Source organism: Pseudomonas monsensis (assembly GCF_014268495.2).
In the GTDB taxonomy this organism is placed as follows: domain Bacteria; phylum Pseudomonadota; class Gammaproteobacteria; order Pseudomonadales; family Pseudomonadaceae; genus Aquipseudomonas; species Aquipseudomonas monsensis.
Map to the genome: position 1 here is coordinate 4,335,905 of NZ_CP077087.1, position 11,618 is coordinate 4,347,522.

14 protein-coding genes are annotated in these 11,618 nt (G+C 58.0%); 4 read left to right on the forward strand and 10 right to left on the reverse strand.

Going from position 1 to position 11,618, the window contains the following annotated elements; translation table 11 throughout:
* Window positions 1-55 precede the first annotated feature (55 nt).
* Window positions 56-928, reverse strand: coding sequence for a LysR family transcriptional regulator (locus HV782_RS19070; protein WP_186748117.1), 873 nt, complete (start codon window positions 926-928; stop codon window positions 56-58).
* A gap of 232 nt (window positions 929-1,160) precedes the next feature.
* On the opposite strand from HV782_RS19070, the gene ampC reads away from it, so the two are divergent.
* Entirely contained in the window at window positions 1,161-2,255 is a 1,095-nt protein-coding gene (gene ampC / locus HV782_RS19075) for a class C beta-lactamase (RefSeq protein WP_437180134.1), read from the forward strand.
* Window positions 2,256-2,410: 155 nt separating this feature from the next.
* On the opposite strand, the gene HV782_RS19080 is transcribed toward ampC, so the two are convergent.
* The gene (locus tag HV782_RS19080; protein ID WP_123462288.1) at window positions 2,411-2,971 is read right to left on the reverse strand and encodes a DUF4174 domain-containing protein; all 561 of its coding nucleotides are present in this window, start codon (window positions 2,969-2,971) and stop codon (window positions 2,411-2,413) included.
* Window positions 2,972-3,177: 206 nt separating this feature from the next.
* Between HV782_RS19080 and HV782_RS19085 the strand changes: the two genes are divergently transcribed.
* On the forward strand, window positions 3,178-3,642 hold the full coding sequence (locus HV782_RS19085; protein ID WP_186748119.1) for a GNAT family N-acetyltransferase: 465 nt from the start codon (window positions 3,178-3,180) through the stop codon (window positions 3,640-3,642).
* A 32-nt stretch (window positions 3,643-3,674) separates the two neighbouring features.
* On the opposite strand, the gene HV782_RS19090 is transcribed toward HV782_RS19085, so the two are convergent.
* The 4 genes from HV782_RS19090 to HV782_RS19105 form a co-directional block, all read right to left on the reverse strand.
* Complete coding sequence (locus tag HV782_RS19090; RefSeq protein ID WP_186748120.1) at window positions 3,675-4,001, reverse strand: hypothetical protein; 327 nt, start codon at window positions 3,999-4,001, stop codon at window positions 3,675-3,677.
* Window positions 4,002-4,008: 7 nt separating this feature from the next.
* On the reverse strand, window positions 4,009-4,794 hold the full coding sequence (locus HV782_RS19095; protein ID WP_186748121.1) for a sulfite exporter TauE/SafE family protein: 786 nt from the start codon (window positions 4,792-4,794) through the stop codon (window positions 4,009-4,011).
* A 228-nt stretch (window positions 4,795-5,022) separates the two neighbouring features.
* Complete coding sequence (locus HV782_RS19100) at window positions 5,023-6,237, reverse strand: MFS transporter (protein ID WP_186748122.1); 1,215 nt, start codon at window positions 6,235-6,237, stop codon at window positions 5,023-5,025.
* A 215-nt stretch (window positions 6,238-6,452) separates the two neighbouring features.
* On the reverse strand, window positions 6,453-7,202 hold the full coding sequence (locus HV782_RS19105) for a hypothetical protein (protein ID WP_123462282.1): 750 nt from the start codon (window positions 7,200-7,202) through the stop codon (window positions 6,453-6,455).
* Window positions 7,203-7,473: 271 nt separating this feature from the next.
* On the opposite strand from HV782_RS19105, the gene HV782_RS19110 reads away from it, so the two are divergent.
* Complete coding sequence (locus HV782_RS19110; protein ID WP_186748123.1) at window positions 7,474-8,622, forward strand: aldose epimerase family protein; 1,149 nt, start codon at window positions 7,474-7,476, stop codon at window positions 8,620-8,622.
* Window positions 8,623-8,670: 48 nt separating this feature from the next.
* Here HV782_RS19110 and HV782_RS19115 read toward each other — a convergent pair whose 3' ends face one another.
* The 4 genes from HV782_RS19115 to HV782_RS28825 form a co-directional block, all read right to left on the reverse strand.
* Window positions 8,671-9,066, reverse strand: coding sequence for a hypothetical protein (locus tag HV782_RS19115; protein WP_123462278.1), 396 nt, complete (start codon window positions 9,064-9,066; stop codon window positions 8,671-8,673).
* Between the two features lie 80 nt (window positions 9,067-9,146).
* Window positions 9,147-9,410: a PAAR domain-containing protein gene (locus HV782_RS19120; RefSeq protein ID WP_128615138.1), complete on the reverse strand. Its 264-nt coding sequence runs from the start codon at window positions 9,408-9,410 to the stop codon at window positions 9,147-9,149.
* A 198-nt stretch (window positions 9,411-9,608) separates the two neighbouring features.
* The gene (locus tag HV782_RS19125) at window positions 9,609-10,223 is read right to left on the reverse strand and encodes an Imm43 family immunity protein (protein WP_186748124.1); all 615 of its coding nucleotides are present in this window, start codon (window positions 10,221-10,223) and stop codon (window positions 9,609-9,611) included.
* Window positions 10,224-10,239: 16 nt separating this feature from the next.
* The gene (locus HV782_RS28825) at window positions 10,240-10,578 is read right to left on the reverse strand and encodes an AHH domain-containing protein (protein ID WP_186748125.1); all 339 of its coding nucleotides are present in this window, start codon (window positions 10,576-10,578) and stop codon (window positions 10,240-10,242) included.
* A gap of 218 nt (window positions 10,579-10,796) precedes the next feature.
* Between HV782_RS28825 and HV782_RS19135 the strand changes: the two genes are divergently transcribed.
* On the forward strand, window positions 10,797-11,618 hold the full coding sequence (locus HV782_RS19135; RefSeq protein WP_186748126.1) for an aldo/keto reductase: 822 nt from the start codon (window positions 10,797-10,799) through the stop codon (window positions 11,616-11,618).

Below are 11,618 nucleotides of genomic sequence, written 5' to 3' on the forward strand. Positions count from 1 at the left end.
AGTCGCCCAGCCGCCCTGTAGGAGTGAGCCTGCTCACTCCTACAGGGGTTTTGCATTAACCAGAGATTTGCAGCAGCCAGTTTTTAAAGGCGAACATCGCCGCCGTTTCCGGCCGCGACTGCAACCGCGTCAACCAGTAACTCCCGGTGGTGATCTCGATTGCAAACGGCTGACAGATCGTCTCGGCCGCCAGTTGCCGGGCAAACATCAGCGGCGGCGCCAGCGCCACCCCGCTACCCTGCAATGCCACCTCCATCATCGCCAGCGACGAGTCAAAGACAATGCTCTGCGGTGGCGCCGCGTGGGTCGCCAGGCCTGCCGCGTGAAACCATTGCGGCCATTCATCGGTGCGATAGGAGCGCAGCAACGTGTGCTGCAACAGATCGCCCGGCGTGCGCAGTTGCCGGGCGATCTCCGGCACGCACAACACCGACAGCGGCGCATCAAGCAACCGCGTCGCTTCAATGCCATGCCACGCCCCCGCACCAAAGCGAATCGCGTAATCCAGCCCTTCAGCAGCGACGTCCACGCGATTGTTGTGGGTCGACAGCCGTAAATCTATGAGCGGATGTTTCGCCCGGAAGTCCGCCAACCTCGGCAACAGCCACCCCACCGCGAACGTACCGACGGCGCCGACCGTCAGCATTTCGCGGTATTGCCCACCGGCAAGACGTTCGAGAATCTGCGCAATTCGATCGAATGAACTGTTCAGCACCGGCAACAGGGTTTCGCCTTCGCTGGTCAGCATCAGCCCGCGGGGCAGGCGTTTGAACAGGGTGACGTTGAGCTGCGCTTCGAGGCTTTTCACCTGATGACTGACTGCCGCCTGGGTCACGCACAACTCGACGGCCGCACGGGTGAAGCTCAAATGGCGTGCGGACGCTTCAAAGGCGCGCAGCGCGTTGAGCGGCAATTGTGGTCGAATCATGCTCAGTCCCAAATTTTTCTAATGGCTGCTGCGAGTTTTCGTCGTTTGTCGATTGGCGCCGTGCTGACTAAATTGGCGGCGCTGATCAGTCGCCCGACGGGGAAATCGCCCGCAGTGTAGCGGGATACCATCATCAACACTCATGGAGAGTGGTTCATTCATGTCATTCATCAACCCTGGCAAACTCTTTTCCTACAGTACTTTCGGACTATTTTTTGGCGCGACGACCTGCATGGCCGCACCGCCTTCCGATGCGCAACTGCAAGCGCTGGTCAACGCGGCGGTGACACCGGTGATGCAACAACAGAACATCCCCGGCCTCACCGTGGCGCTGACGGTCAACGGCCAAGCGCATTACTTTAACTACGGCGTCGCCACCAAAGATACCGGACAAAAAGTCAGCGAAAACACCCTGTTCGAAATCGGCTCGGTGAGCAAAACCTTCACCGCCACCCTCGCCGGTTACGCCCAGGCCAACGGCAAACTCGACCTGGCGACCAAGGCCAGCACGCTCTGGCCCGCGCTCCAAGGCAGTGCCTTCGACAACATCAGTGTGTTGCAACTGGGCACCTACAGCGCCGGCGGCTTGCCTCTGCAATTCCCGAGCGAAGCGGATTCCCCTGAGCAGATGCTCGGCTATTTCCAGCAATGGAAACCGGTCTATCCTGCCGGCAGCCATCGCCAGTACTCCAACCCGAGCCTGGGCCTGTTCGGCTATCTGGCGGCGAAAACCCTCGGCCAGCCTTTTGATCAGGCGATGACGCAAACCCTGCTGCCGAAACTGGGCCTGCAACACACCTACCTCAGCGTTCCCGCCAGCCAAATGGACCTGTATGCGCAGGGCTATGACAAGCACGACAAACCGGTTCGCGTCACGTCCGGTGCGCTGGACTCGCAAGCCTATGGCGTTAAAACCAGTGCGGTGGACATGCTGCGTTACGTTCAGGCCAACCTGAAACCTGAAACGCTTGAAGCGTCCCTGCAAAAAACCATCGCCAACACCCACACCGGTTATTACACCGTCGGCGATATGACCCAGGGCCTGGGTTGGGAAATGTATCGCTACCCGATCAGCCTCGATCGCTTGCTCGCGGGCAATTCGACGGAAATGGCCATGGAAGCGCACAAGGTGCAGTGGCTGAATCCACCGCGACCGCAACCGGCTGACGTGCTGATCAACAAGACCGGCTCGACCGGTGGATTCGGGACTTACGTGGCGTTTGTGCCAGCCAGGGATGTTGGCATCGTGATCATGGCCAACAAGAACTTCCCGATTCCTGAGCGGGTGAAGATCGCCCACAAAATCCTCAGCGCGGTCACTCACTGACCGCGAGCCACGGGCTTTGTACCAGGCAATAAAAAATGGGCGACCTGCACAGGTCGCCCATTTTCCAGTTCCCGCAAAGGCGACTTGTCAGTCAAAGCTGATGTCGACTGTACTGACCTCTTCGCGGGCTAGCCCCACACACAGGGTGCTACTCATCAATCATCCGGCATTTCAGGTGGCTTGGCCGGTTTGGTCGGCTTGGCGTTTTTGGCGCCTTTCGTCGTGGCCGGTTCGGTAGTCGCGGGGGGCGTCGCCACAGACGGTGGGGCGATGTCCTTCTCGGTGGCTGGCAGTGCATCGACCGTGTCGAAGATTTTCTTCAGGTCCACCGATTTTGCTTCATCGCCCGAGGCCGAGAGCTTGGTCTCGCCGTCCTTGCCCAACAGGAACACCTTCGGATAAGCCCCGGCGCCCAGCTTCAGCGAGCGCAACAAGGCCATGGTGTCCTGCTGGCCGAGGTCCTTGCCGTCGAGTTGACCGGCCATATTGAGGATGGTGTAGACCTTGATATTGCGGTCGGCGATGCCCTTCTTGTTCGCGGGATCTTCCAGCGATTTTTTCAGGCCTACCCATACCGGATCGACGGTACTGGAGGCAATCACGATCAATGGTCGGGATCTGCCCATATCCCCGGCGATGGGCGAATCGTTATCTGCGGCGAACAAGGGGCCGGCAATCGCCAGCAAGAGTGTCAGGGTCAGTGACCTGATGAGCATGCGCATCTCCTTTTGATATCCACGCTCTAATGATTGCGCATCGTGGCGATTGTTCCGGGCACGCCCGGCAAATATGTTTCGCCTTGTCAGAAGCTTAGGACAGCCACGACATTGCGCAACCAGCTGCACGCAATCGTGACGTGGATTTGATTACCTTTGATGACCGCATTAGGGTGGCTGTTCACCGACGAAAAGGAGTTCTGCGTATGTACATCGACTACCTGTGCGATCACCCGCATCTGATTGAAGAACTGGCCGAACTCAATTTCAAGGAATGGGGCGAGTTCCGCCCCGGCGATACCCTTGAGGCCCGCACCGAACGGATGCGCGCAGCCTGCGGCAAGGGCGCGATTCCCAGCGTGGTGGTGGCCATCGAGGATGGCAGATTGCTCGGTGGTGCGCTGCTGATCGACAGCGACATGAAGATCCGCCCGCAACTGACGCCGTGGCTGGCAGGGGTTTATGTGAAGGCTGAGGATCGGGGACGCGGGGTCGCATCGCAATTGGTCAGCAGGATCGTCGATGAAGCGGCGGCGCTCGGCGTGTCGCAGTTGTATCTGTACACCGACGCGGCGCAATCGCTGTATGCGCAGCTGGGTTGGGAGGTGATAGAGGAACTGGTGTACGACGACCTGCCGGTGACGGTCATGAAGTATGTGATCAAACACTAACCTTGTGGTGAGGGAGCAAGGTTAGTGCAGCATCAGGCGAGGATTGAATCGAGCGCCGAGAGTAATTGCGAAGGGGCGACGGGTTGTCCGCCGAGCTTGAGTTCACCACTGTCGAGTTCAACGCTCAGCATCACCGACGCCCGATCGCCCGGGTACTTGCGCAGCACCAGCCCGATGCTATCGGCAGCCTCATCGACGGTACCGAGCAAATCCCACAGGCTCTCACTCAGATCCAGCAGCACTCGCTGACGCTGCACATCGACTACCCGCGGCGCATACAGCCAATGGCTCATGCGCATCTCACGCGGTTCAACGGTGATGGCGAGACGACCTTCGCAATAGACGGTGGTTTCAGGCATGGCCGGTTCAGAACGCCAGCTTGTAGCCGATCAACAACAGCATGGTCGCCAGGCACGGGCGCAGCACTTCATCGGAAATGCGCCCGGTCAGGTGGCTGCCGAGCCAGATGCCCGGCAGCGAGCCCATCAGCAGGAAGCCCAGCACGCCCCAATCCATGTTGCCCATGCTCGCGTGGCCAAGGCCGGCGACCAGGGTCAGCGGTACGGCGTGGGCGATTTCGGTGCCGACCAGACGTCGGGTCGGCAGCAGCGGATAGAGAATGAACAACGCGACCGTGCCGAGGGCTCCAGCGCCGATCGAGGTCAGGGCGACCATGGTGCCGAGGATCAGACCGGTGATCACCGTCATCACGTTCAGGCGCACACCGTTCGGATTGTAGTTGCCGCCCGCGCGTTTGTGGGCGAATGCCAGCAAGCGTTTCTTGAACAGAATCGCCAATGCCGTGGCGAACAGCACGTAGCCCAGGGCTTGCTTGATGATCGCGTTCATCGCCTCAGGGGCGGTGTGCAGGGTGCTGAGAAACCACAAGGTCATGGCCACCGCCGGCACGCTGCCGAGGGTCAGCCAGCCGGTGATGGCCCAGTCGATGTTTTTGTTCTTGCGGTGAACGAGGACGCCGCTGGATTTGGTAATGGCCGCGTACAACAGGTCAGTGCCCACCGCCGTTGCCGGGTTGATGCCGAACCACAGCAGGATCGGCGTCATCAACGAACCACCGCCGACACCGGTCATGCCGACAATAAAACCCACCACCAGCCCGGCAATCACCAGGCCGAAATTTGCCAATTCCATTAAGACGTCCAGAAAAACGACAGGAAAAATCTGGCCCGCAGCATAGCGATTTTTCTTATAACCACATATATCAATGCGGTCTATGGTTATGCCATATCGACCTCGACGCAGGAACCTGTGGCAGCGGGCTTGCTCGCGATGAGGTCGTATCAGTTAGCTGTTCCGTTGCCTGACACGCCACAATCGCTGGCAAGCCAGCTCCCGCAGGGAATGGGTGATGCACAAGACTCAGTGCACCCTCCGGCCCGGTTTGAAGCTGTGGGTTTTGTTGATCCACACCGTGGCCAGGGCAATCAGCGACAAAATCAGCAGTGCCCACGGAAACGACATCACCCCTGCCCGATCCAGCAACAAGCCGCCAAACAAGCCGCCGCCGGCAATCGCCACGTTCCAGGAGGTGGTGAGCATCGCCTGCACCACATCGACATGTTCGCCCGCCGAATCCGCTGCCGCCGTCAGCAACAGCGTCGCCGAGCCGCCGAACGACAGGCCCCACACGGCCATACAGGCGTAAATGATCAGCGGCGACGGCGCAGCCAGTGCCAGCACCAGTGCCATCAACGCAAACACCGCGAGGCTGATCAACGTCAGCCAGCGCAGCCAGCGATCCACCAGCAGGCCAATGATCCAGATCCCCAGCAGCGAGCACAGGCCGAACACCAGCAGCACCAGATCAACGCGCTCGGCCAGACCGGCCTGCTGCAGAAACGGCGCAATGTAGGTGTAGAGAATGTTGTGCCCGAGCATCCATGTCAGCACCACGAACAGCACCGGGCGCACACCGGGGAGCCGCAACGAGTGCATCAGCGGCAGACGTTCGGCACGGGCCTGACCCGGACGGTCCGGCACCGCGATGACAATCCACGCCGCCAGGACCAGCGCCAGCGCTGACATGATCCCGAACGAAGCGCGCCAGCCGATCAGATTACCCAGCCAGGTTCCCGCCGGCGTGCCCAGTGACAACGCCACCGGCGTACCGAGCATGGCGATCGCCAGTGCCCGGCCCTGTTGATGCACCGGCACGATGCCGCGGGCGTAACCGGCCATGATCCCCCACGACAGCCCCGCCGCCATGCCAGCGAGAAAGCGTGAAGCCAGGGTCAAACCGTAATGGCTGGAGAACGTGGTGATGGTGTTGAACAGCAAAAAGCCGCCGACGGTCAGCAACAATACCCGCCGTCGAGGCCAGCGGCGCGTGGCAACGGTCAGCGGAATCGCCGCGACAATCGAACCCAGCGCGTACAAGGTCACCAGTTGCCCGGCGAGCACTTCGCTGACGTCGAGCCCGGCGCCGATTTGCGGCAGCAGCCCGGCCGGCAGGGTTTCAGTGAGGATGGCGATGAAACCGGTCATGGCGAACGCCAACAAGGCGGCATAGGGCAGTCTGTCCGCCCTGGCAGTGCGGTCGACGCGGCTGAAATCGGCGCTTGCGGGGTCGGTCATGACGGTAAGGCTCCATTTTGGTCAATAGCGGCGCCAGATTGTATACAAAAACCGCATTCGCTATTGAGTCAATGTGCAGCGCAACACTTGTGGGAGCTGGCTTGCCAGCGATGAGGCCAGGACAGGCAACATTGTTTTACCTGACCCACCGCCATCGCTGGCAAGCCAGCTCCCACAGGTGTTGTGCCGCATTGATTGCCATCACCGCGCCGAACTCACTGCACCGGCAGGAAATTCAGGAACAGCAAACTCTGCGCGTAATTAAGTCCGATCCGCCGATACCGCTCATCGAGCATCTGCGTGAGCAAATCCAGGCGCGCAACGATCTTGCTGAATTCGGTGGCGAAACTCAGATTGGTGCCCTCCTCCGAGATCTCATTGGAAAACAGCAGCGGCTGACCTTCCTTGTTCTGCCGCTGAGACAAAATCCACGTAGCTTTTTCGATATTGCGCGCAGCATTGTGAACGAACGTCGGATTGATCGCGTCGGTCATGTAGAACTCAGTGCGATTGCCATGGGCGGTGACCAGCATGCTGCCGATCGCATAGATGAACGCGCCGACCCGGTCGCCGAGAAACTCCGGGCTCATCGCATAGCTCAGCGCCGCCAGATCCTTGCGATTGCCGAGCACCGGCAACGGTTGCTGCTGCTCGATGGCCAGCCGCACCTGTTTGACGGCGGTGTTGATGTCGAGAAACCCGGACTTGCGCAGCTCTTCCGGGTTGCGCAGGTACAACTTGCCCATCAGGCGATAAAGGCTGTTGAGGTTGTCGCGCATTGCCAGGGTCGCCATGCGGTCGACACTGGTCTGCAGAAATTCCTGCGGCTGACCTTCACGCATCTGATGGAAGAAACCGTTGCCGTCCTGATGACTGCAACCGCTGAACATCAGCGACGACAGGCAGACCAGCAGCAGGCATGGGCGACGAAAAAACGCAGTGATCGGATGAAAAACTCTCGGCATGAATACTCGAACAGACACATTCCTGAGCGGCGGGCGTCGCCGCATCCTGGCCATGGATAGAGCCGCTGATTGCGCAAAAGTGCAGTAACGTGCGTCACCAGCCGACCTTCGGCGCTGCCCCTCCCAACAATTAGTCTGTCTTTATTATTGAAATAACCGACTAATCAACTATAAACCTTCTGTTTAACCTCAATTAGAATGACTAATTGCGATGACACCTGCACAGGGTCATCCGCCATTTGAAAACAACAACAAAAAAGGAAGGTCTACCATGCTTCAATCCCGTCACCTGTTATCCGGCCTCGGACTGTCCCTGATGATCGCCACCCTTTCCGCTAACGCAGCCGGCCTCAGCGCTGAACACAAGGCTTTCGGTAAAACCAATGACGGCACGCCCGTCGAGCAATACATCTTGCGCAACAGCCACGGTATGCAAGCCACCGTCATCACCTACGGCGCGACCCTGCAATCGCTGAAAGTCGCCGACAAGCACGGCAAGTTCGACGATGTGGTGCTTGGTTTCGACGATGTGCAGGGCTATCAGAAAGGCACCGCGTACTTCGGCGCGACCATCGGGCGCTTCGGCAATCGCCTGGCTGACGGCGCGTTCGAACTCGACGGCAAACGCTATCAAGTGCCGCAAAACGACAAGACCAACGCGCTGCACGGTGGCCCGCTGGGCTTTGACAAGAAGGTCTGGCAGGCGCAGGAAACCCGGGACAAGGATTCAGTGGGCGTGACCCTGACTTATCTGTCGGCGGACGGTGAAATGGGTTTCCCCGGCAACCTCACCACCGAGGTGACCTATCGCCTCACCGACAACAACGAACTGCGCATCGACTACAAGGCCAGCACCGACAAGCCGACCGTGCTCAACCTGACCAACCACAGCTACTTCAATCTCGCCGGCGCCGGCAATGGCGACATTCTCAAACAGGTCGCGACCTTGCACGCCAGTCATTACACCCCGGTCACCGCCAAGCTGATCCCGACCGGCGAACTGGCCCCCGTGGCGGGCACGCCAATGGATTTCAGCAAACCAACCGCGATCGGTACGCACATCAAGGCTGATCATCCGCAGCTGAAATTTGCCGAGCCAAAACAGGGTGGGTTTGATTTCAACTGGGCGCTGGATACCAAGGGCGATATCAGTAAGGTTGCCACTGAGGTGAGTGACCCGCAGTCCGGTCGCGTTCTGCAGCTGTTCACCACGGAACCTGGCTTGCAGTTCTACACCAGTAACTTCCTCGACGGCACGGTCAAGGGCAAGGGTGGCAAGGTCTATCCGCACTGGGGCGCGTTTACCCTGGAGACACAGCACTATCCGGATTCGCCGAATCAGCCGAATTTCCCGAGTACTCGGCTTGATCCGGGGCAGGCTTATAAGCAGAGCGTGGTGCTGAAGTTCTCCGCTAAATAACCTCCAACGCTGATCGTTCCCACGCAGAGCGTGGGAACGCTCGATGGATTACAGCCCCACACGCTCCAATCCCTGGCGCATGCCTTGATCCGCCTGCGCGCACCATTGCTTGAGCGTCAGACTCGGCGGCAGATTGGCCTCCAGGCTTTTGTATTCACCATCGGCAAACACCTCACCCTTACGACCATGGGCCTCATTCTTGTCGCCATCGCTTTTGTCCATCTGACCTGGAACACCGGCAACATACGCCACCATTTTATTGGCGTTCACTGTGCTTTCAGCTTTCAGGAAGCCCTTGTCCACGCAATGGTTAATCAGCCCGGACATGTTGCGCCCAGTGTCGTACATCCCTTTCAACGTAGCGGCATCCAGCTCTTCTGCGTGAGCGACATTGACAGTGCCGATAGCGGCGATCAGTGCGAGGATCAAAGCGGTGTTCTTCATGTTTATTCCTTTAATGGATGAAGCCAGGTTGTTTACTTGCGGTATTCATGAGAGCGAACGAAGAGCTCACCCTCGCGAATTCAACTGACCACCGCTCCTTTCGGGCCACTGGCAATCAGCGCGGCCCCGCAGGCGGTCTTCATGCCGTCCAGCGCGATGGGCGTGCCATCGACGGTGTAGGTGCTGCTACCTTCGGTTATCGGAAAAATGCCTTTGCACAGAGGACAGCTGACTTTGTGACCAAGCCCGGCGATGGGCTTGCCGTTGAGGTCGGTTCGGGAGAAGGCTTCGAGCACCTTGCCACCATGGGTTGTGGAGTCGCCCAAGCGAATGGCGTCTTTCATGTTGTCACTCCTTTGACCAAGTTACTCAGGCATCCAAATGTCTTCTGACCCTTGGGTATCGATGATGAATTTTTCGCCCGTTGAGAATCACGCTGGTTGATCGCAATGACAAACTGCTTGACCTTCACGAAGGCTCGCAATCCGTAAGCAAGCCGCGCGGAATTCACTGGTGATTGCAACTGCGTCAACCTTTCACATTCAAATTGGCTTGATAGCCGACCAAAGAACGCTTTCCAAAGGCGTAAAATTTACTCCTTTAATATCTTTTGCAAGCTCTTTGAATATGCGCGAGCAAATAGGTGTATTACTTCCTGAAATCAACCCCTTGAATTTGAACAGATCACGCTTGAAGTCGGGAGGTAATACCAATTTTTTGAACCTGAAAATCAACCCATCCTCTTCTATGAAAGTAGAAGCAGGATCAGTCTCCGAGCGCGCATCCAACTCTTCAAAAAGTACGGCATTGTAGCTTTTTGATGAAATAGTTTCCCCACCTTTGGAAACCACTTGAATAGGCACAGCGTCAGTAACACCTACGTCCAGTTCGCTACAAACAGACATGAAATCATCACTGACTATGTAGAAACGCGCCACACTGCGTATATCGAAATCATAGAACTTATCTTTAGAAATAAGCACCATACCTTCTGGATAGGGCGTGTGTGTTTTGTAATGGATTTTCTCCGCATACCAAGGAAAAAAGCCATGCTCGACACCTTTGGTATCTGAGTAAAATTTATCGTAGAGATCTGCCTGTAAGAAGCCAGCCGGGCAACCAGGCTCTTCCTTTTGAGAAAGCACGTAATATTCCATAAACCCTTCTCCTTGCTTATCTAAGTCGGCGTTGTTTTGTGCCAGGCACCGAAAGGCTTGCTCTTAATCTTGTCTGTATCGCGGATATCTGAGTTCGCGCCTGTGCTTCGTCGATGACACCAGCCTCATATTTGCTTTTGACGGTCGTTACCATGTTGTTAACCATCGGGCTATAGACCTTACCCTGCGATCCGCAATGGTAAAAAACGCGCTTGGTTTTCTTAGCCTGATCCGCACTGTCGGGCATCAACAAACCGTTTTCTTTCTTATCCCGCTCTCCACCCATCCCTATATCCAAGAAGAAACTGGCTTGCCGTCCCCATACTTCCTCGGGGATGAGGTGATGCGCCTGCATTTTGTCATGAGTAACGATCTACGTGGCCTGCAGAGACTTACCGGCTGGAAAACAGGCAAAGCACTGCGCAACTTCTTGCGCACTTGTACGGGTAGAGGAATAAAGAAAGAGAGCGAAATGCAAAATACAGGCTGCGATCTCTTGCTTTTGAACCCCATGGAACCCCTGCGCTATCCTGCTGCCCACTAAGGTATCGACCATCAGCACAGGAGGTTGGCATGCGTACCCTCGAACTCGCAGGCGTGCAGGTTCCAGTGATTGGCCAGGGCACCTGGCACATGGGCGAAGACCGTGCAGCGCACACGCGTGAAGTGGCTGCGTTGCGCCAAGGTATCGAACTGGGCATGACCCTGATCGACACCGCAGAAATGTACGCCGAGGGCGGTGCCGAAGCAGTCGTCGGCCAAGCCATCGCCGGCCTGCGCGACCGGGTATTTCTGGTCAGCAAGGTCTACCCGCACAACGCCAGTCGCACAGGCATCCCCCAGGCGTGCGAGCGCAGCCTGCGGCGGCTCGGCACCGATTACATCGACCTCTATCTGCTGCATTGGCGCGGCCAGTACCCACTGGAAGAAACCGTCGAAGCCTTCGAACGTCTGCGCGCGGACGGCAAGATCGGCCGTTGGGGCGTGTCGAATTTCGATGTCGACGACCTCGAAGAACTGTCCAGTTCGGCCTGCGCCACCAATCAGGTGCTGTACAACCTCGAAGAACGCGGCATCGAATTCGACCTGCTGCCGTGGTCACAGCAACAGCGCATGCCGCTGATGGCCTACTGCCCGATCGGTCAGGCTGGTGCGATGCTCGCCGAGCCGGTACTGAACACGATTGCCGCTCGTCACGGCGTGACCCCGGCACAGGTTTCGCTGGCGTGGATTCTGCGTCAGGATGGTGTGATTGCGATTCCCAAGGCTGTCCGCCCGGAACACGTGCAACTCAATGCACAAGCGGCGCAGCTGCAACTGGAGGCCGGGGATCTGGCGGCGCTGGACGAGGTATTCAAGGCGCCACAACGCAAGCAGCGGCTGGCGATGGTCTGA